The sequence below is a fragment of the Wohlfahrtiimonas sp. XWW7 genome, from assembly GCF_056716055.1.
Genome location: NZ_CP168032.1, coordinates 555,001 through 575,400, shown reverse-complemented (window position 1 = coordinate 575,400; position 20,400 = coordinate 555,001). Strand labels below are relative to the sequence as shown.

General features: G+C 38.9%; 17 protein-coding genes (1 of these 17 only partly in view). 11 read left to right on the top strand and 6 right to left on the bottom strand.

The window, feature by feature from the left end; all coding sequences use genetic code 11:
- Positions 1-106: 106 nt before the first annotated feature.
- A complete protein-coding gene (gene rlmKL / locus ACA100_RS02835; RefSeq protein WP_481078496.1) occupies positions 107-2,308 on the bottom strand; it encodes a bifunctional 23S rRNA (guanine(2069)-N(7))-methyltransferase RlmK/23S rRNA (guanine(2445)-N(2))-methyltransferase RlmL in 2,202 nt (733 codons plus the stop codon).
- An 88-nt stretch (positions 2,309-2,396) separates the two neighbouring features.
- Positions 2,397-2,711: a hypothetical protein gene (locus tag ACA100_RS02830; protein ID WP_481078495.1), complete on the bottom strand. Its 315-nt coding sequence runs from the start codon at positions 2,709-2,711 to the stop codon at positions 2,397-2,399.
- Between the two features lie 49 nt (positions 2,712-2,760).
- Here ACA100_RS02830 and ACA100_RS02825 point away from each other — a divergent pair, with 49 nt between their 5' ends.
- The 3 genes from ACA100_RS02825 to mfd are packed head-to-tail and all read left to right on the top strand — an operon-like array spanning position 2,761 to position 7,810.
- On the top strand, positions 2,761-3,144 hold the full coding sequence (locus tag ACA100_RS02825) for a carboxymuconolactone decarboxylase family protein (RefSeq protein ID WP_481078494.1): 384 nt from the start codon (positions 2,761-2,763) through the stop codon (positions 3,142-3,144).
- 28 nt (positions 3,145-3,172) lie between these two features.
- Positions 3,173-4,396, top strand: a complete 1,224-nt coding sequence (locus ACA100_RS02820; RefSeq protein WP_481078493.1) for a hypothetical protein — start codon at positions 3,173-3,175, stop codon at positions 4,394-4,396.
- 42 nt (positions 4,397-4,438) lie between these two features.
- Entirely contained in the window at positions 4,439-7,810 is a 3,372-nt protein-coding gene (gene mfd / locus ACA100_RS02815; RefSeq protein ID WP_481078492.1) for a transcription-repair coupling factor, read from the top strand.
- A gap of 20 nt (positions 7,811-7,830) precedes the next feature.
- Here mfd and ACA100_RS02810 read toward each other — a convergent pair whose 3' ends face one another.
- On the bottom strand, positions 7,831-8,697 hold the full coding sequence (locus ACA100_RS02810; RefSeq protein WP_481078491.1) for a hypothetical protein: 867 nt from the start codon (positions 8,695-8,697) through the stop codon (positions 7,831-7,833).
- A 177-nt stretch (positions 8,698-8,874) separates the two neighbouring features.
- Here ACA100_RS02810 and fbaA point away from each other — a divergent pair, with 177 nt between their 5' ends.
- The 3 genes from fbaA (at position 8,875) to rlmB (ending at position 11,125) form a co-directional block, all read left to right on the top strand.
- Positions 8,875-9,951, top strand: coding sequence for a class II fructose-bisphosphate aldolase (fbaA, locus tag ACA100_RS02805; protein ID WP_481078490.1), 1,077 nt, complete (start codon positions 8,875-8,877; stop codon positions 9,949-9,951).
- A 26-nt stretch (positions 9,952-9,977) separates the two neighbouring features.
- Positions 9,978-10,301 (top strand): hypothetical protein, encoded by a 324-nt coding sequence (locus ACA100_RS02800; RefSeq protein WP_481078489.1) that lies wholly within the window; start codon positions 9,978-9,980, stop codon positions 10,299-10,301.
- A 71-nt stretch (positions 10,302-10,372) separates the two neighbouring features.
- Positions 10,373-11,125, top strand: coding sequence for a 23S rRNA (guanosine(2251)-2'-O)-methyltransferase RlmB (rlmB, locus tag ACA100_RS02795; protein ID WP_481078488.1), 753 nt, complete (start codon positions 10,373-10,375; stop codon positions 11,123-11,125).
- A 61-nt stretch (positions 11,126-11,186) separates the two neighbouring features.
- Here rlmB and ACA100_RS02790 read toward each other — a convergent pair whose 3' ends face one another.
- Both ACA100_RS02790 and ACA100_RS02785 read right to left on the bottom strand, forming a co-directional pair.
- Positions 11,187-11,447: a hypothetical protein gene (locus ACA100_RS02790; protein WP_481078487.1), complete on the bottom strand. Its 261-nt coding sequence runs from the start codon at positions 11,445-11,447 to the stop codon at positions 11,187-11,189.
- Between the two features lie 42 nt (positions 11,448-11,489).
- Positions 11,490-12,425, bottom strand: a complete 936-nt coding sequence (locus ACA100_RS02785; RefSeq protein WP_481078486.1) for a 2-hydroxyacid dehydrogenase — start codon at positions 12,423-12,425, stop codon at positions 11,490-11,492.
- 225 nt (positions 12,426-12,650) lie between these two features.
- On the opposite strand from ACA100_RS02785, the gene ACA100_RS02780 reads away from it, so the two are divergent.
- From ACA100_RS02780 to ACA100_RS02770, 3 genes are read left to right on the top strand one after another with little or no spacing between them, the layout of a single operon-like run.
- The gene (locus tag ACA100_RS02780; RefSeq protein ID WP_481078485.1) at positions 12,651-15,983 is read left to right on the top strand and encodes a FimV/HubP family polar landmark protein; all 3,333 of its coding nucleotides are present in this window, start codon (positions 12,651-12,653) and stop codon (positions 15,981-15,983) included.
- 60 nt (positions 15,984-16,043) lie between these two features.
- The gene (gene epmA, locus ACA100_RS02775) at positions 16,044-16,994 is read left to right on the top strand and encodes an EF-P lysine aminoacylase EpmA (RefSeq protein WP_481078484.1); all 951 of its coding nucleotides are present in this window, start codon (positions 16,044-16,046) and stop codon (positions 16,992-16,994) included.
- A gap of 35 nt (positions 16,995-17,029) precedes the next feature.
- Positions 17,030-17,779, top strand: coding sequence for an SDR family NAD(P)-dependent oxidoreductase (locus tag ACA100_RS02770; RefSeq protein WP_481078483.1), 750 nt, complete (start codon positions 17,030-17,032; stop codon positions 17,777-17,779).
- Between the two features lie 78 nt (positions 17,780-17,857).
- Here the strand turns inward: ACA100_RS02770 and alr are convergent, their stop codons facing one another.
- On the bottom strand, positions 17,858-18,928 hold the full coding sequence (gene alr / locus ACA100_RS02765; protein ID WP_481078482.1) for an alanine racemase: 1,071 nt from the start codon (positions 18,926-18,928) through the stop codon (positions 17,858-17,860).
- 153 nt (positions 18,929-19,081) lie between these two features.
- Here alr and ygfZ point away from each other — a divergent pair, with 153 nt between their 5' ends.
- Together ygfZ and ACA100_RS02755 are read left to right on the top strand one after the other, a co-directional pair.
- The gene (ygfZ, locus tag ACA100_RS02760) at positions 19,082-19,762 is read left to right on the top strand and encodes a CAF17-like 4Fe-4S cluster assembly/insertion protein YgfZ (protein WP_481078481.1); all 681 of its coding nucleotides are present in this window, start codon (positions 19,082-19,084) and stop codon (positions 19,760-19,762) included.
- Between the two features lie 24 nt (positions 19,763-19,786).
- A protein-coding gene (locus ACA100_RS02755) for a 6-phosphofructokinase (RefSeq protein ID WP_481078480.1) crosses the window boundary here: on the top strand, positions 19,787-20,400 show its 5' portion. The gene runs 415 nt beyond the window's last position; 614 of the gene's 1,029 nt are visible here — the first part of the coding sequence; the start codon lies at positions 19,787-19,789; the stop codon falls past the right edge of the window.

Sequence of the window (20,400 nt, the reverse complement as noted above, 5' to 3'; positions counted from 1 at the left end):
GTTAACTATTCTCATTAACTCTGAGTTAACGCATATTATCTAACGGCTGAATTTATAAACTTCTCCTGAACATAAAAATGTTCAGGAAAAAAATTTTAAAATAGTTTTAGTTTGCGAGATGTTTGATCATAAAACATTGGCGAATCTTAGGATCGCGAGCAAAATCTAATGGTAATGTTTCGCGTGAAACATCTTTCACATCAAAATTTTCTAAGATTTCAGGATCCATTTTGAAGTTACGCAAGTTAGTGGAGAAGATTAATAAACCATCTTTTGCCAAAATTTCCATAGAATCTTCAATGAGGCGCACATGATCGCGCTGAATATCTAATACATCCGTCATGCGTTTTGAGTTGGAGAATGATGGCGGATCCATAAAGATTAAGTCATAACGAGCATCACGCTTTTGCATTAATGGCAATTCACTCACATGAGTTGCCATATTTTTAAGCCATTCTAAAACATCTTTTTGAATGAACTCATATTGTTTGCCCGATAAACCATTCAATGCAAAATTATTTTCAGCCCATTTCAAATAGGTTTTGGACATATCCACAGTTGTCACCGCTTTAGCGCCACCAATAGCAGCTAAAACACTCGCGCTACCTGTATATGCAAAGAGATTTAAGAAGTTTGTGCCGCGTGATTTTTCTTTGATCATCTTACGCACATTACGGTGATCCAAGAATAAACCTGTATCTAAGTAATTAACTAAATTTACCCACAATTTTGCGCCTGTTTCTTCCACAGAGAAAAACTCACCGCGAGATTCTTCTTTCTCGTATTGATTTGTGCCTTTTTGACGTTCACGCAATTTGAAATGAATGTTTTTAGCATCAATGTCTGAGAATACTAAAGGTACGATCGCCTGAATCTTCTCTAAGCGCTTAGCTGCTTTATCTGCATCAATACTTTTCGGCGCTTTGAATTCGTAAATGACCAATGATTGATCATAGCGGTCAATCGCGACATTGAATTCAGGTAAGTCGGAATCGTATGTGCGATAACACATCACATCATTCTGCTTTGCCCATTTTTCCCATTTCTTTTTATTCTTGGTTAAGCGGTTGAAGAAATCTTCGCCGCCTTCTGACATTAACTCTTCAAGATTGCGCTTCTCTTGGCGACTATCTGCCGCTTTACGATCCACAAAGTATTGTTCTTCAATGGCAAATTGAAGGTAAACACATTCCAATGGACCATTGTAGAATTTGTTGACTTTACGAGCGCGCAGGCCCATTTGTTTGCCAAGTTCAACTTCTGACGTGATAATGCCCGCCTCAAAGCCAATGTAAGGACGTAACCAATCACCCAATTCCATATACGTTGGTTTCAACTCTTCTTTTTCACCCAAACGCTCACCATAAGGCGGGTTTGTCACGATTAAGCCCTTTTCACCTAAATTGTCAGGCTTTTTGAAATGTTGGAACATTTGATGAGAGAACGACATGTTTTTCAAAACGCCAGCTCTATCCGCATTGGCTTTTGTAATACCAATCATGCGAGCGTTGCGTTCTACGCCGTACAACTTGCCTTGATATTGATCTTTACCCACTTCTGCGCGATGCTTGGCAAATTTTACACATTCATTCCAAATGTGTTGATCGTGTAAACGCCAATTTTCAAAGCCAAAAGTAGGACGAAATAAACCAGGTGCAATGTCACGTGCCATCAATGCTGCTTCAATTAAGATCGTACCTGCACCACATAATGGATCAATAAAATCTTGGTGTTCTTTAGCTTTTTCAGGCCATTTAGAGCGATACAATAATGCTGCTGCCAAGTTTTCTTTGATCGGTGCAGCACCTTGTTCAGTACGGAAGCCGCGCTTATGTAAAGGCTCCCCACTTAAATCTAAATATAATGTGTAGCTTGTATCTTGGATGTGCACATAGAAACGCAAATCAGGATCATCTTTATCCACAGAAGGGCGACCGCCAGTTGTCATATCGAAATAATCAACAATGGCATCTTTCACGCGTTGTGCAGCATATTGTGTATGAATGTGTTGAGCACGCTTTGTTGTCACTTGAATCACAAATGTGTGACTGTCTGACATGTGTGTTGACCAAGGAAAGCCTGATAATTGGCGATGCAGACCGTCCAAATCTTTCATGCTACCCGCTTTCAATTGGAGTAAAACACGTGAACCGCAGCGCGTCCACAATAGTGCTTGATAAGCCTCTTTTAGCCCACCTTCAAAGCGTACGCCAGTTGCATCGCTTGTAGATTCGATGCCTAAAGCTGCTAATTCATCGATAACATAAGGCGCTAAACCTTGCGCGCAAGTAATAAAAAAAGAGGACATTGATCAATCACCATGAAATTTTTACATATAACGGATCATTATAGCGAAAAAATGCGCAATTTGTCCGATTTAGTTCTGGAGATTCATGTTAATTATTTGTGGGGATTAAGGTGAATATTAATTGAATTTGTTCTATTAAGTATTGGACATCTGGATCATCCCAAAGTATTAACGTCGCTAATAAAATCCAAAATGTTGGTGATATGATCAAGCCAACAATGGATAGAATGATAGCAAAAACACTTATAATCGTAGCATCATTTGAGTGATGTTTGAGAGATGTGTATAAACCCATGGAACCCAATATGATCCCGAATGGTGCAAATAATATGCCAAAGGTATAAATGCTCAAAATGGCGGAGATTAATCCTATGATAGCTGATACCATGCCTTTATTATTCATTCTTTGCCCAACGTCATTGGTGTAAATTTATCAAGGAGATAATCATAATATGCAAGATGATGATCAAGCAAATAAAGTCTTTCAACATTTTACAACAGGTACGCCGCATCATTTAACTTCTACCATGTCGGACATCGCGCCTGACATTGGTCAATATATTAAAGAATTCGTGTTTGGTAAGATTTATGCGCGTGATACTTTATCTGATGAAGAGAAAACACTTACAACCATTGTGACTCTAATGGCAATGGGCGGTTGTGAAGCGGAACTGAATAATCATGTTAATGTTGCGTTGAATGTTGGTGTTCAGCCACAAAAGATTGTCAATGTATTGATTCAAGCGTTACCATACGCAGGCTTTCCTCGTGTGATCAATGCAGTACAAGTAGCAAAAGCAGTATTCATTGAACGCGGTGTCGATTATCAACCATAAATCAATAAACTCAATATTGGGAATAATAATGAAAAAAACAATTTTAGCTGTGTGTTTAATGACCGTATCTACTTATTCATGGGCACAAATAGATGCGATTTCTGTGGCAGAAGCACAACAGAAGATCTCAGAATTACAGCCTAATCCAAGTATTAGAGACATTGTTCAGGCGCACTCGAATAGCGAACCATTATTGATTGAGTTTAAAAAAGTTTCTTCATTGAATTATAAAAGCCTATTGAGCAATCAGTTACATAATTGGCTGGAAACGCATACGAACAGAGCGCTTGGCTCGATCATTCAGCCGCAAATGCTGAAAAATGTGACGGGCATTGGTACTTATCAATGGCAGGAGCCTTATGGTTATGATTGGTTGGCAGAGCAACAATCTGTGATGAAATATAACGCAGCCGACAAAGAGATGCTGTTTATGGATCTTCCCATGGAAAATGTGCGCCTTTTTGTCCATTTAGTGCCAGAAGAATTGACGGTATATTTCAGTTTGAAAGAAGAAAACTTGGATGCAATTACGCCAAAACTCAATGAGTATTTTACTGAAAGCCTTTCAGAAGATGGCAATGTTTTGAGTAACGGTACAGAAACAATATTGTTGTCCAATTGTTATGATGGAAAATGTTCAATGGAATATACCGTGAAGGATTTCATGTCTCCTGCGGAATTTAAACAAGCATTCCAGCAAACTTTTTTCACCAATATTGATGCAGTTGCAACAGGGATTTCATTTCATCATGATAATGAGCGATTAGCTTCTGTGACATTGATTGTTGCACCTAAAGATTTGGAAAAAGCACAAGATTCCATCGTGACACATTATGGGCCAGCTAATTACGCAAATATTAATGATGGTAAAGAGTCTTGGGTTTCTTCAGAAGGTGCAATCCGAACTTATGCAATAGGCAAAAATGCTTATGTTGAATTCACGAATTATGCTGATGCAAATCATTCAACCAATCATAGCGGTTTATTAGCATGTTACGATCAAAATGCACTTCAATCTGATTTTGAAAAATCATTGAAAGGTTATGAAGCATTAAGTCACTATGCATGCAGCGTATCTGCTGTCGAAGGCATTGAAGATAAGCAATGGGCAGGATTCTGTCAGACGCAACAGGCAACTTATACGGTCATTAAGAACTTAGGCATCAATAATATTATGATTGGCTTGCATGAAAGTGCGATGGATCAAAAACAGATTGAGCAGTTGATCCAAAGTTGTTCTCAAGCTAAGTAACGCATACAATCGAGATTACATTTTTATCAATGATCTGAAATTATGTCCAAACAAAAACCATTTGTGATTGCCTCTGAATCCATTCCAACGACTCATAAAACGGTGGAATGGCAACAGCAGAATAGCGCTTCGTTTGCATTTACGTTGAGCAATTCAGCCAAGAATAGCCAACAAAAGATTGTGACGATTGTTGAAAACATGCAGCAAGCAGAGAATTTATTGCAAGACTTGGCTTTCTTTGGACATCAGGCTACGATCTTCCCTGATACTGAAACGTTGCCTTACGATAGTTTCTCACCGCAGTTGAACATCATTTCAGAGCGCTTAGCAACCTTGGCAAGATTGCGCCAAGGTGCGATCAATACATTGATCGTAACGATCCCAACTTTAATGCAGCATTTAGCGCCATTACAGTTTTTGGATGGTCATGTTTTAGTGCTAAAACCCAATGATATTGTGGATCGTGATCAATGGCGCTTGGGTTTGGAAGCATCAGGTTATCAAAACGTGAAGCAAGTGATGGAGCCTGGGGAATTTGCAATTCGCGGTGCGATCATTGATCTATTCCCTATGGGGATTACAACGCCGATTCGGATAGATCTCTTTGATGATGAAGTGGAAAGCATTCGTACGTTTGATCTTGAAACGCAGCGTACGATCGAAACGATACCTGAATTATCCATATTGCCTGCGCGTGAATTCGATACAAGCCCCAAAGCAATAGAGCTGTTCCAACAGAAATTTAAAAACAGTTTTGAAGTGGATACAACGAAATGTAATCTTTATAAGGATATTGTGAGTGGCAACTTGCCCGCGGGCGTTGAGAACTATCTGCCATTGTTTTTTGATGATACAGCGACTTTATTTGATTATTTGGGCGAGCAAACAACATTCATCACTTATCCTGATTTATATAAAAGTGCAGAAAGTTTTCAAAAGCTCATTGATACAAGATATGAGCGCTATCGCCATGATATTGAGCGCCCGTTATTATCGCCTACAAGGCTATACATTAACTTTAATGGTTTAGAGAAAATCTTAGCGAATAAGGCAAAGATTACTCTGAGCTTTTCAGGCGATGCGCCTGTGGTTCGCCAGATCAATCAAGTGGAAGCTTGGCTGAAAGATAATGATAAAAGCGCGTTAATCCTCACAACAGAAACAACAGGGCGCAGGGAAATTTTATTAGAGCGCTTAAAGGAACTATCTTTATCGCCTGCTGTGCGTGATCAATTTGCTGATATTGTCAAAGCACCTGAACATTTTACGTTGTTAACAGGTGCGCTGAGTAATAGCTTCAGTTATCAGAATCAATTCGCGTTAGTCACAGAAAATAGTTTGCTTGGTATTCCCATCCCAACAACGCGTAAGAAACAGCAGAAGACTGTGGATGTTAAATCCATGCTTACGAGCATTGATCACTTAAAAGAAGGTGATCCAATCGTGCATTTGAAACATGGCGTAGGGCGCTATGTGGGCTTGGATAGCATTGATGATAACGAATTGCTGGTGATTGAATATAAAGGCAACTCGAAGTTGTATATTCCGATCACAGATCTGAATGATCTTTCTTTATATACAGGTGGATCGAAAGAGAGCGCACCTTGGCACAAATTAGGCTCAGATCAATGGGAAAAAATCTGCAAAAAAGCTTCTGAAAAGATTCATGATACAGCCGCAGAATTATTAGATATCTATTCACGCCGAGAGCTACAAGAAGCACGCGGTATGGAGCTCTTGCCTGAATATGATCAATTTTCCGCAAGCTTCCCATTTCAAACAACGCCAGATCAGCAACGGGCGATTGATGATGTATTAAAAGATTTAACCGTTGGCAAAATGGATCGCATCATTTGTGGTGATGTGGGCTTTGGTAAAACGGAAGTGGCGATGCGTGGCGCTTTCATGGCTGTGATGAATGGCTATCAAGTGGCTTTGTTGGCACCCACAACTTTATTGGCAGAGCAACATGTGCAGGATTTCATGGATCGCTTTGCCGATTGGCCCGTAAAAATTGCTGGTTTGTCACGATTTAGATCCTCGAAAGAAACCAAAGAAACATTAGAGCTATTGTCAGAAGGTAAGATTGATATTGTCATTGGTACGCACAAGTTGTTATCGAAAGATGTGAAGTTTAAAAACTTGGGCTTAGTGATCATCGATGAAGAGCATCGCTTTGGTGTGAAACATAAAGAACAGTTGAAATCACTGCGCACAGAAGTGAACTTGCTGACAATGACAGCAACGCCGATTCCGCGAACATTGAATATGGGTTTATCAGGTTTGCGTGAATTATCCATCATCGCAACACCACCAATGGAAAGAATTGCAGTCAAAACATTCGTCAACGAATGGAATGAAGAGCTGATGATCGAAGCCATGAATCGTGAGTTGAAACGTGGTGGACAAATGTATGTATTGCACAATGAAGTGGAAACCATTGGATTAATGCAAGATACATTAGAGCGCTTAATGCCTGAAATTAAAGTGGGCATTGCACATGGTCAGATGAAAGAAGCAGAGCTTGAAAAAGTGATGTTGGATTTCTATCATCATCGTATTCAAGTATTACTCTGTACAACAATTGTGGAATCAGGGATTGATGTGCCGAATGCCAATACAATGATCATCAACAGAGCGGATAAATTAGGCTTAGCACAGTTACATCAATTGCGTGGGCGCGTTGGGCGATCTCATCACCGTGCTTATTGTTATTTGATTGTGCCACCTGAAAAACAGATGACGAAAGATGCTGTGAAACGTATCGAGGCATTAACAGAAACGGAAATCTTGGGCGCAGGCTTTATGATTGCGAACCACGACTTAGAGATTCGTGGTGCAGGTGAATTATTGGGCGATTCGCAAAGCGGTCAGATCACAGAAATGGGTTTCTCGCTCTATATGGAATTGCTGACACGCGCAGTTGAAGCGATTAAGCGTGGAGAAACATTGGATGTGAATCAACCATTCAAGCAAGGCATGGAAGTTTCCATCGGTGTGCCTGCATTAATTCCTGAAGATTATATTGGTGATATTCCAACGCGTTTATCATTGTATAAACGTATCGCAAGTGCGGAAAGTTTGGATGATTTGAATAATATTCATATCGAAATGATTGATCGCTTTGGCTTATTGCCTGATCAAACGAAGCGCTTATTCAAAATCGCAGAGATTAAATTGAAATCAGCGATGATGAATTTAGAGAAGATCGAAGCAACAGCTGATGGTGTTCGCATAATCTTTGGCTCTAAACCTCATATCAATCTAAAAGCAATGATCGATTTAATTCAGCAGAAACCGACTTTCTATCAACTCCAAGGGCAAGAGGTTTTACGTTACAAATTGCCAATGGAAAATGAAGAAGTGCGCATTAATAGTATTTTGAAATTGATTGAGGAATTAAAACCAGTTTAGGTCTTAATTCCTAAGTTGAGTTATTCAAAAGTAACAACACTATCCTCAATCGTTTCAGGATTGAGGAAGTTGATTTCTTGAACAGTGAAGAAGCGTGGCTGGATAATTGTATCTTCGCCCTTTTTGATGGCTTGATAGCCCACGCACTTTCTAAAATCACAGCCTTCTAAATAAATGGAATCTTGACCAACACGGATATGTTCAGGCATTGTGAGATAGGCGCCTGAAAGCATAATTTTCTCTTTTTCTTTGGCATGATATTCACCCAACTTACTTGCCACAAATTCCATTAACAAAATGAATAATATAAATATTATGAATAAATAAGTAATACCAATCAGAATAAATGATACATCGTGTAAGACGGCTTTTTCCTTTTTTTGCAAGAGCATGCGACGAGGCAATAGTTTGCTAATGTAATGTAACCCATTGTGGAAATGATTGGTAAATACGAAAGGGATAAAAAATGCGTAGAGAATGATGATTAAAACTTGGGTGCTGACAGCAATGCCTGGCAAACTAAATACAAACGGGCTCAACAATGTAAAGGTGGCAATGAATACAGGCCATGAAAATTCTTGGGATGAGATTTTTTCAATGCTGTGACGGAACATAAATACACCAGCAACAATAAAGCCAATCGCAAAAAATAATAAAGTAATGAGTAAAATCACTAAGGTTTTATTCTGCACGACATCGAGCCACAGAGAAGATTCTAAGGGAATAAAGGGCAAATGGAATGTATCAAAATATGCCATTTTATAAGCATAAATGGCGATGTTAAATAAAAACAATCCTGCGGCAGGAATGATTAATATGGCAACTGCTTTGAGTGCATTCATAATATCTGAATGAATTTTGCGTGGGTTTTCTAAGTAATCACTCATGTTTTTAACCTTATTTTATTGTGATAACTGATTCATTGATGGCGTTATTATAGGTAAGCTGTAGAAAATAACACTATAGAACATGATCCTTTAGAATATCATTTTAGAAAGGGAAAAAATATTGTTCCTTGTGGTAGAATACGGCGAGAAATTATCTGTAATTTAGGAGATCCAGCAATGGCTAAAATTTTAGACGCAGTGAAACCAGGTGTTTTATTTGGTGATGATGTACAGAAAGTATTTGAAATCGCGAAAGCAGAAGGTTTTGCATTACCAGCAGTGAACGTTGTGAACACAGAATCAGTGAACGGTGTTTTAGAAGCAGCTGCAAAAGCAAACTCACCTGTGATTATTCAGTTCTCTAATGGTGGTGGTCAGTTTTTTGTCGGTAAAGGTTTAAAATTAGAAGGTCAGCAAGCTGCTATTTTGGGCACAATTGCAGGCGCGAAATATGTTCATACAGTCGCAGAAACTTATGGCGTTCCTGTTATCCTACATACAGATCACGCTGCGAAGAAATTATTACCATGGATCGATGGTTTGTTGGATGCTGGCGAACAATTCTTTAAAGAAACAGGTAAGCCATTATTCTCATCTCATATGATCGATTTATCTGAAGAAACTTTAGAAGAAAATATCGAAATCTCAGCGAAATACTTAGAGCGTATGGCTAAAATGGGTATGACGTTGGAAATCGAATTGGGTTGTACTGGCGGTGAAGAAGATGGCGTGGATAACACAGACATCGATAACTCATTGCTATACACGCAGCCAGAAGATGTTGCTTATGCTTATGAAAAATTGGTAGCAATCAGCCCACGTTTCACAATTGCAGCTTCTTTTGGTAACGTTCATGGTGTTTATAAGCCTGGTAATGTACGTTTGACGCCAGTAATTTTGGATAACTCACAGAAATACGTTTCTGAGAAATTTAACTTGCCAGCAAAAAGTTTGGATTTCGTATTCCACGGTGGTTCAGGTTCTGATTTGCAAGATATTCGTGATGCAATCTCTTTTGGTGTGATTAAAATGAATATCGATACAGATACTCAGTGGGCAACGTGGGAAGGCGTATTAGGTTATTACAACGAAAATAAAGATTACTTACAAGGTCAATTGGGTAATCCTGAAGGCGAAGAAAAACCAAATAAGAAATATTATGATCCACGTGCTTGGTTGCGTGCAGGTCAAGTATCTTTAGCGAACCGCGTATTAGCAGCATTTGAAGATTTGAATGCGATGAATCGCAACTAAGAACATCTTGAATAGAAGAGGCTACGATGGATAGTGATAATAATATAATAATGAAACACTCCAAAGTTGGTATTGCATCAATCATTTGTATGAGTGTTGCAATAGTTTTATTAGTAGTGGGTTTTATTTTTGCGGGCATAGGAGAGGTGAATCATAATGAGGGGCTGCTGATGGTTGGTGGTTTGTTCATTTTATTATGCCTTTTAGTCGCTTGTGGTGGCGTCGTAACGGGAATTATAGGATGTTGCCTGAGCAATTGTAAAAAGGTGCTTGCAATCGTTGGTCTCTCAGTTAATGCATGTTTATTTTTGTTGGTCGTAATTTTAATGGTAATAGGGTCGGCAATGTAGTTTTGACTCTATTGAGAGAAAAACCGCACTCGGTGCGGTTTTTTGCATCTTAATAATATAAAGGTAGCTTTATGAGTAATACAACGATATGGATTCACGGTTTCCATGCCGTGGAAGCAGCTTTTGATGAAGGATCTGTGGTTCAAATTTGGCTGAATGATCAGCGTTTAGATAAACGTGCTCAAGCATTTTTGGCAAAATTAAAAGACCAAAAAGTGCCTGTGAATATGGTTAATCAAAAGATGTTGGAATCCAAAACAGGTGAAGAAGCGCGTCATCAAGGCATTGCCGCTGAAGTGCGTGTGATGGCAGCGAAGAATGAAAATTTCTTATTTGAATTATTAGAAGAGCAATCATCGCCATTGTTATTGATATTGGATGGTGTGACCGATCCACATAATGTGGGTGCATGTTTGCGTAGTGCTGAGGCATTTGGTGTACATGCAGTGATTGCACCAAAAGATCGCGCATGTGGTTTAACACCAGTTGTACGAAAAATATCGAGTGGTAGTTCTGAGCGTGTACCATTTGTTGAAGTGACAAACTTGGCGCGTACGATTGATGATTTGAAAGCACGTGGCGTTTGGTTAGCGGGTTTAGCGGGAGAAGCAACTGAGACTATTTATGAAGCCAACTTAACAGGTGCTATGGCAATCATTATGGGATCAGAAGGTGAAGGCATGCGCCGTTTGACGAAGGAAGCTTGTGATTTCTTGTTGAAAATTCCCATGGAAGGCAAAATCGAGAGCTTAAATGTTTCTGTTGCAACAGGTGCTGTATTATCTGAAAGTCATCGTCAGCGTTTTCATAAGCGTAAGAAGTAGTTAATAAAACAAAACCGCCATCAGGCGGTTTTGTTTTGAGAATTTAGATTTAAGAACAAGTTTAGTCTGGAACAGTTCTTTGGTAATCTTCAGCTTTTTTACGTGATTCAACATCTGATCTTAGGCGATCTGTATGTGGTCTAAAAGCAATGGCACCAATAAAACCTGTAAAAAATAACAAGAAGCCCAATGGACCAATCATCGTTACAAAGTACATGCCAAGATCCTGATTACCCCAAAAAATCAGTGGAAAACCCACTAAAACACCAATCGCAGTTAATACGATGCCGAGATAAAAAATAACAGTATTGAATTTAAGCATGATGACCTCGCCGTTTCTTAATTCCCCAAATTATAACATAAGTTAATAACCGCGGTTTAAGTCCACAAGATTATTGGGTAATTGACCTTCGCGAACAAGTTTAAAGTTTTCAGCGACTTGCTGACTTGCTGAGATTGGATTGGTCATCGCTGCAATGTGTGGTGTGATTTCAATGGCAGATTCATGCCAAAAAGGGTGATCATTAGGTAAAGGTTCGGTTTCAAACACATCTAACAATGCACCGCTTAAATGTTCAGATTGGATTGCATCTAGTAAATCTTCTTCATTCACATGACCGCCGCGCGCAGGATTAATTAAATACGCACCTTTGGGTAACAATGCAAAAGTCTCTTGATTAAGAATATGACGAGTTTCTTCAGTTAATGGCAATAAACAAACCAAAATATTGCATTGTTTTAAAAATTCAGGGAGCTGATCTTTACCATGATAATAGGCGATATCGCAATTAGGTTTGGATGCACTATTTTTCCAGCCGATGACATTAAAGCCATAATTTTTTAATTCATTGGCAACGTAAGCGCCTAACTCTCCTAATCCCAAAACACCGACAGTTAAATTTTCTTTGAATGGGCGGCGCTTCATTTTCCAAAGATTCTGAGCTTGAAATTGATTGTAATATTGAATGTTTCGATAAGCTTTTAATGCACCATATAAAGAATATTCTGCCATTTGTTCGCGCATATCATGATCAATAATGCGCGCGATCATCGCATCTCTAGGAATGCTAGGACATTCCACTAAATGATCAATGCCCATACCTGTAGATTGAACAAATTTTAAATTAGGAAGTTTTTTAAATTGTTCATCATCAGGCTTCCAAGCGAGAACGGTTGTAATCTCAGATAAATCTCCTGGATTATCTAGTGTGCGTATGTCAAAAGTAGGATCAATAGTATGTAAGTTTTTGATCCAATGATCAAAATTGGGAAGTGTTTTGCTTAAACATAAAATGGCCATATCAAACTCCTTAAATTTAAAGATGGGATTGTTATTGTTATTAGGATTATAATGAACGAGTATATACGAAAACGCATAAAGTATAAGATTAACGCCTCGAGCTCTAATATTGCTTTTTTTATAACAGTTTTTTAAAATTTTCGTTAGAATATAAGTAGTTTTGCGATTTTAAAGCTCGCTCCATATCTTTTAGGACGAATTCAGACTGAGTACTCGGAACATATTATGATAAGAAAAAATATACTAGCAATTGCATTATTAGGCGTTTTTGGGGTATCTCACGCTGCGGATGTTGAGAACTTAAGAACCCTATCATATCTGAACGAGCCATTACGCTTGCAAGCTGACGTTGTTGGAGAAGGAGAAATCATTCTTGCAGCGCCAACGGAATATTTGAGATTAAATCACCCCATTCCGAGCTATGATTTATCCATTAACGTTGTTGAACAAAATGGACAAAAACAAGTTGTATTGACAACGACAGAAGAGATTGGTTCACCAGCTTTGACATTATTGTTAGAGAGCCGTGATGAGAATGATCGCAGACAATTATTTGAATTGCCGATCATTTTAGATTTTAAGCCAGAGCCTGTTGCAGAAGTTACACAGGCTGATGATGCACCCGAATCTGAAATTGTTATTGATGGTGTTACTGTAGATTCACCTGCTGTTTCAGAAGAAGGGCCGCAGAAGGTAGAATTGGACGAAGTGCCTGTAGTTGCTCAAGAAGAGCCTAAAAAATCTACCCAAGTAGAAAAAACTGACGCTAAACCTGTTGCAAAGACAGAGCAGGTAGTGAAAGACAAAACTGTGGCGAAAGCACCTGCAAAAGCTGTGCCAGCTAAGGCTAAGAATACAAATTCTGAATTAGTTAAACGTTATTCTGTTGCGAAGGGTGAAACATTGTGGAGCATTGCGAATAAAGTTCGTCCTGCTAATGTCACGCCACAAAAGATGATCGAGATCATCAAAGCGAATAATCCTTCAGCGTTCACTGCTAAAGGTGTTTTACGTGCGGATGTTACATTATTAATTCCAACAGAAACTCAAAAAGTTCAGCATCAATTCGTATCATCAGGCAATGATAATAAAGATGTACGCATTGGTTTTATTTATGAGTTACCAGAGCCACCTGTACAAGAAACAGCAGAACCTGTTGCTGTTGTTGCAGAAGGTTCGGAGGATGTTACTGTTAAAGTTGTGCATCCTGTAACAGAGAATGCAGAGCCTGTGATGCAAGATACAACCATTGCGCCTGCTAATGATCAACCTGTAGATTCTGTAGATGTTGTTGAACCTGTAGTTACAGAGCCAGTTCAAGAGCCAGCACCTGTACAGCCAGTAGTAAAACCTGAGCCAACGGAAGCTGTTAAACCAGTAGCTACAGAAGCGCCAAAGCCTGTAGAACCACCGAAGAAGCCCCGTCCTGTATATGTGATGCCTGAACCAGAGCCTGAGCCAAGTATTATTGAATTAATTTTTGATAATATTATTTATGTTGGTGCTGGAGCTTTAGTTTTAATTTTAGGTTTGTTGGCAGTTGTGATGCGCCGTCGTAAGAAAGGCGAGGATCCTACACCAAAGCAACCTAAAGAAAAGAAAGCTAAGAAAGAAAAGGTCGTTAAAGAATCAAAAGAGAAAAAAGGTTTCAGTTTCTTTGGTAAGAAAAAAGATAAAGCAGAAGATGAGCCTAAGGAGAAAAAATCCAAGAAAGGTTTATTGAGTAAAAATAAAGTTGCTTTGCCAGTAGAAGCGGAAGCTACTGTGGAGGTTCAATCAACTCCAGTTGAAACGCCTATAGCAAGTCAACCTGTCGCTAAAGCAGCATCAATTGCGACGGCAGCTGCAACAACAGTTGCTGTGGCGGCAGTTGCAACACAACCAACGGAAGTTGAAGATTCAACTAAGATTGACAGCTTAGATTTTGATTTATCATTCACTGATTCAACACCAGTGACTGCTGTATCTGAACCTGCAAAAACTGATGAAGAAGTTGGCGGATTAGATTTTGATTTATCATCTTTAGATTTGGGTACAGCAACAGTTGAACCAGAAGCTGCAAAAGCTGATGAAGAAGTTGGTGGATTAGATTTTGATTTATCATCATTGGATTTAGGTACAACAACAGCTGAGCCAGAAGCTGCAAAAGCTGATGAAGAAGTTGGCGGATTAGATTTTGATTTATCATCATTGGATTTAGGTACAGCAACAGCTGAACCAGAAGCTGCAAAAGCTGATGAAGAAGTTGGCGGATTAGATTTTGATTTATCATCATTGGATTTAGGTACAGCAACAGCTGAACCAGAAGCTGCAAAAGCTGATGAAGAAGTTGGTGGATTAGATTTTGATTTATCATCATTGGATTTAGGTACAGCAACAGCTGAACCAGAAGCTGCAAAAGCTGATGAAGAAGTTGGTGGATTAGATTTTGATTTATCATCTTTAGATTTAGGCACAGCATCTGAAGCAGTATCAGAAGATAAAACTGAAGTTGAAGATTTTGGTGCGCTAGACTTTGATATGACTGATTTTGCTGCGCCAACAACGTCTGCTGAATCAGTTGAAGAGCCTATTGATTTTGGCTCAACATTGGATTTTGATGTTGTTGATACAACAACTGATGAATCGCCAGTTATGCCTGTTGTACAAGAAGCAGATACGCTTGTAGAAGATAGTTTTGGTGAAAATAATCCATTATTTGCATCTCAAGATGGCACAAGTAATGCAATTGATGCAATCGCAAGTGATGAATCCTCTGTGAGTGAGCCTGCTGAATATATCAGCTTCCCTGATTTATTGGATAATGCTGAAGATACATTGGTCAAAGATGACATCGAAGCAGAAAAACCAGTCGATTTTGGTTCATTTTTAGAAGATGAAGAAGCAGGTTTGGCGAATTTGATGGAATCATCCAAGAGTGATAATGCCGATTCTAAGCTAGATTTATCATTTGTTGCCGATACTGGTGAAGATGAAGCTGGGCTCGCTTTCTTGGATTCATTGGATTTATCGGATGAAACTGTATTGGAAGATCCTATTAATAGTTCAGTGAAAGATAATGTTGCAAGAACCGCAGAATCGTTAGAAACAATGAAAGCGCCGCAGGATGTGATGCCAGAGGTTATGACTGAACCTGAATCAGTTGCTGAACATGAGATGTTGGATTTGCCATCATTTGACATGGATGCTCATGCTGAGCCAATTCATACCTCCGATGTTGTTGAAACAGCAATTCCAGAAGTGACGTTGGTGGAACCTGTAATTGAAGCAACGGTTGAGCCAATTGTTGCGGAGCCTACGGTTGAAGAAGTTATTGTTCCTGAGATTGTTCAGGAGCCTGCTTTGAGTGCTCCAATAGCATCTGCACCACAAATGACAGAGTCAGTTGAAGAAGCTTCAGATGCTGACTTTGAATCTGAACAAGTGAAATTGGAATTAGCTGTTGCCTATATGGATTTCGATAAGAGTTTAGCAAAACCATTATTGGATGAAGTTGTGAAAGATGGTAGTCCAAAACAGATCGAAAGAGCACAAGCATTACTCGCTCAAATAAATTAATAATGACTTAATGTGATAAAGCCTAGATAATTATCTAGGCTTTTTTATTGGGAGAAAAATGTGAATCAAATTGTGCAAAAGCGAGCGGCATTTTTAAGATCATTGCGAGAATATTTCTGGACAGAGAATGTGATGGAAGTGGATACGCCAATCATGAGTCAGTTTGGGAATAGCGATCCTGCTTTGTTGAATTTTATGAGTCAATTTAATGGTCCAGGGAAATTATTCAATGCCAAAACATATTTGATCACATCCCCCGAATATCATATGAAGCGCTTGTTGGCACAAGGTTCTGGTTCCATTTATTTTTTAGGCAAAGTATTTCGGGATGGTGAATTGAGCCGAAAACATACGCCAGAATTTACAATGCTTGAATGGTATCGTGTGGATTATGATCTGTTTGATCTCATCAAAGAAGTGATCCAGATTGTGCGTTTAATGTCACAGCAAGATTTAGCGGTGAAAGAATATAGTTATCTCAATCTATTTATGGAAAAGCTTGGCATTAATCCTTTTTTTGTGACAGAAGGTGAATTGAAACATTTGCTAATTCAACATAATATTGATTTAGCTTTTGCACCTAAAACAAAAGATGAATATTTAGATTTGATCATGAGCCACATTTTGGAGCCAAGTTTTGATCCTGATGCGATTACAGTGCTACATAGTTATCCAGCATCGCAAGCATCTTTAGCGAAAATTACGAAAGATTGTGCTGGTCATTCGATTGGAAAACGCTTTGAAATTTATTGGAAAGGTTTAGAACTTGCCAATGGCTATGAGGAATTAACGGATCCTATCGAACAGCGAGCAAGGTTTGAGAAAGAAAATATTCTGCGTCAAGAATATGGTTTAGCACCTGTAGATATTGATGAATTGTTTTTACAAGAAATGGCACAAATGCCAGCATTAGTCAGCGGCGTTGCAATGGGGATTGATCGCCTATTGATGGCAGTTGAAAATGCGCATACTATTAATGATGTAATTTTATTTGCATTTGAAGAGAGCTGAATAAAATCCAATCATCATAATAGGGAGATAATGGAATGAATGTAGTAATTACGGGCGTATCATCAGGTTTTGGTTATGAAATGGCAAAGGTGTTTGCAAAAGCAGGCCATACAGTGATTGGTATTGCGCGCCGTCAAGATCGTTTAGAAGCAATTCGCACAGAGTTGGGTGAATGTTTTCATGGTTTTGAACTAGATGTTTCTGATCGTGTAAAAGCAGAATTTGTTGTGAAAGAGATCATGGCACAATTTGGTCATGTGGATATTTTAGTGAATAACGCAGGCTTAGCATTGGGATTGGAAAGTGCACATGAAGCTAAATTCGATGATTGGCAGACAATGATACAGACAAATGTTTTGGGATTAGTCTCTTTAACGCAACTATTTTTACCTTATATGACTGAGCGCAATGATGGTTATGTTATTAACATGGGATCAACTGCGGGGAATTGGCCATATTCTGGTGGCAATGTTTATGGTGCAACGAAAGCATTTGTGAAGCAATTTAGCTTAAATTTACGTGCAGATCTATTTGGTAAAAATGTTCGTGTGACGAATGTTGAACCAGGTTTATGTGGCGAAACAGAATTTTCTAATATTCGTTTTAAAGGTGATGATGATAAGGCAGCAGCGTTGTATCAAAATGCGCAGCCTGTTACTGGCAAAGATATTGCTGATATTGTGTTCTGGCTTGCTAATCAACCAAAGCACATCAATGTGAACAGAATTGAAGTGATGCCAACAAGCCAAACGTTTGGTGGTTTGAAAGTTCATTACGCTGAGTAATATAAATATTTTGAGATAAATAATAAAGCCATCTTCCTATTTTAAAAAAGATGGCTTAAATTTTTGAATCAAGACAATTTAATCAATCACATGGAAATGAATACGCTTCGCTAAATGCGTGAAAATTGTATAGGGAATTGTATCTGCCCATGTTGCCACATGTTCAATGGGCAATTGCTCACCAAATAGAATGACATCATGCTGCCATTTAGATTCAGGCACATTGCTCAGATCTACCATAAACATATCCATTGCAACTCTGCCAACCAAAGGTGCTTTATAACCATCAATTAATACATAAGCTTCTTTAGAAACTTCTCTTGGATAACCATCTGCATAGCCACATGCAATGACGCCAATTGGCATCTCATGTTTTGCTGTAAAGGTTGCGCCATAACCAACGTGATCACCAATTTTGAGATGATTGACATGAATAATCTTAGAACGTAATTCTAAAATAGGTTTCAAGCCAATGTCTGAGCCTGTTTTGCCATCAAAAGGTGATGCGCCATATAAAGATAATCCTGCGCGTACAATTGATTGAGCAGGTTTATTATCATAGAAAATATGAGCAGAGTTAGAAATGGTTGCTTGGATAGTAGGATCCAACTTCGCCATGATGGATAATTGCTTTTCAGTTTCAGGTGATAGCTTTTCATCTGCTGAAGATAAATGCGTCATCACTTGAATGCTTTTCACATTTGCTGATTCGGATAGTAAACGATGATAATGTGCCAATTGTTCAGCCTGAATGCCCAAGCGATTCATACCGCTGTTTACTTTAATGAAAACATTGATCGGATTGTGTAATTTAGCCTCTAATAAGCCATTCAATTGATATTCATTGCCGATTGCGGGCCAAAAATTAAATTCATCACATAAGTTATATTCATAATGCTCGAAGATGCCTTCGAGTAAAATAATGGGAATATTAGGGCTAATTTCTCGAATAGCTTGCGCTTCTTCGATGGCTGCGACTGCAAAATAATCTGCGTGGTTCTCAATAATTGGTGCAACAAGTTCCACTCGATGACCATATGCATTTGCCTTTAAAACTGTGCATAAGCTGCTTTGTGGTGCTTGTTGTTTTAAAAAGGCGACATTGTGTTGTAATGCACTTTTAGAGAGATAAGCTTTTAAGGGACGCATATAAACCTCAGTTGGCTGTTTGTGTAATATAAAGAGCGCAATGATTATGCTTGGAAAGAATGCAGCATGCAAACGAATAAGTGGAAATTATAAAATAGCCACTATAATAAAGGAGTCAGTTCTCAATAGAACAGTTGATTAAGGAATGAAGCGATGATGGATTTTGCAAAGTTGGTTGTAACAGGTGCAGATGCGCGTAATTTTTTGCATGGGCAATTAACAGCGGATATGGATCACTTAGATTATTTGTATGATCATCCTGAAAATTCAGGCTTGGGCGGTTTATGTAATATCAAAGGTCGATTGGAAGCTGTATTTTGGATTCAGAAGATCGAGAATGGTTTTGATCTTTATTTGCCAAAATGCATTAGTGAAGGTATTGCGACATTACTAAAGCGTTATGTATTTCGTTCAAAAGTGACAATTGAGGTTGTGGATGCCAATGATGAGTTTGCAACAATTGTGCCACAGGATTTTAATATTCCTTGGATCATTGAAGCGACGCAAGGTAAATATGTACCACAAATGGTGAGCTTGGATGTGTTAAAAGGTGTTCATCCTCGTAAAGGTTGCTACATTGGCCAAGAAATTGTGACGCGCTTGCGTGATTTGGGTAAGAATAAAAAACGTTTGGGTAAAATTTCTTTAGGACAAAATGACAATATTAATATTGGTGACACAATTCACACGGATAATAATGTTGTCGCAGGTGAAATTGTTCTAGTACAAGAAAATGAAGCTTTGGCAGTTTTAGTTTTGGCTGAATTGCATCAAACGCTTAAGCTTTCTGATAATATAGAGCTATTGAACGTCTGGAAAGACGATAACGAATAAAATCAATTTTAAGAGGCAAATTGCATGAGTAAGAATATCGGTATTTTAACAGCTGGGGGTGATTGTCAGGGATTGAATGCTGCATTGCGAGCAGTAACATTGGCCGCGCTTAATGAAGGCTGGAAAGTTACTGGTATTCATGACGGCTTCTTGGGGTTGGCGGAAGGTTGTGTCATGCCTTTGGATAAAGCGGCTGTCAGTCCGATCATTGGTTTGGGTGGCACAATTTTGGGTACAGGTCGCGGTGGCGGTCGTGCAAAAGGCACAGAAGAAGCGGTTGAAAATTGTATTCGTAGTTTTGAAGCATTGGGTTTAGATGCTTTAGTATGTTTAGGCGGCGATGGAACACAGCGCTTTTCTTATGAATTATCGAAGAAAGGCATTCCTCTCGTAACATTGCCTAAAACAATTGATAACGATATTGCCCAAACTGATATTACGTTTGGCTATGATACGGCTGTACAAGTTTCCGTAATGGCTTTGGATCGTTTGCGTACAACGGCAGATTCGCACCATCGTTTAATGATTTTGGAAGTGATGGGGCGTGATGCTGGTTGGTTAGCAGCAGGTGCTGCCTTGGCAGGTGGTGCAGATATCTGTTTAGTGCCAGAGATCCCTTATTCTACAACTGCGATTGT

What these genes read in the sequence shown, in the direction of transcription:
- rlmKL (WP_481078496.1), bottom strand. Translation starts at nt 2,308, where the DNA reads ATGTCCTCTTTTTTTATTACTTGCGCGCAAGGTTTAGCGCCTTATGTT.
- ACA100_RS02830 (WP_481078495.1), bottom strand. Translation starts at nt 2,711, where the DNA reads ATGAATAATAAAGGCATGGTATCAGCTATCATAGGATTAATCTCCGCC.
- ACA100_RS02825 (WP_481078494.1), top strand. Translation starts at nt 2,761, where the DNA reads ATGCAAGATGATGATCAAGCAAATAAAGTCTTTCAACATTTTACAACA.
- ACA100_RS02820 (WP_481078493.1), top strand. Translation starts at nt 3,173, where the DNA reads ATGAAAAAAACAATTTTAGCTGTGTGTTTAATGACCGTATCTACTTAT.
- mfd (WP_481078492.1), top strand. Translation starts at nt 4,439, where the DNA reads ATGTCCAAACAAAAACCATTTGTGATTGCCTCTGAATCCATTCCAACG.
- ACA100_RS02810 (WP_481078491.1), bottom strand. Translation starts at nt 8,697, where the DNA reads ATGAGTGATTACTTAGAAAACCCACGCAAAATTCATTCAGATATTATG.
- fbaA (WP_481078490.1), top strand. Translation starts at nt 8,875, where the DNA reads ATGGCTAAAATTTTAGACGCAGTGAAACCAGGTGTTTTATTTGGTGAT.
- ACA100_RS02800 (WP_481078489.1), top strand. Translation starts at nt 9,978, where the DNA reads ATGGATAGTGATAATAATATAATAATGAAACACTCCAAAGTTGGTATT.
- rlmB (WP_481078488.1), top strand. Translation starts at nt 10,373, where the DNA reads ATGAGTAATACAACGATATGGATTCACGGTTTCCATGCCGTGGAAGCA.
- ACA100_RS02790 (WP_481078487.1), bottom strand. Translation starts at nt 11,447, where the DNA reads ATGCTTAAATTCAATACTGTTATTTTTTATCTCGGCATCGTATTAACT.
- ACA100_RS02785 (WP_481078486.1), bottom strand. Translation starts at nt 12,425, where the DNA reads ATGGCCATTTTATGTTTAAGCAAAACACTTCCCAATTTTGATCATTGG.
- ACA100_RS02780 (WP_481078485.1), top strand. Translation starts at nt 12,651, where the DNA reads ATGATAAGAAAAAATATACTAGCAATTGCATTATTAGGCGTTTTTGGG.
- ACA100_RS02770 (WP_481078483.1), top strand. Translation starts at nt 17,030, where the DNA reads ATGAATGTAGTAATTACGGGCGTATCATCAGGTTTTGGTTATGAAATG.
- alr (WP_481078482.1), bottom strand. Translation starts at nt 18,928, where the DNA reads ATGCGTCCCTTAAAAGCTTATCTCTCTAAAAGTGCATTACAACACAAT.
- ygfZ (WP_481078481.1), top strand. Translation starts at nt 19,082, where the DNA reads ATGATGGATTTTGCAAAGTTGGTTGTAACAGGTGCAGATGCGCGTAAT.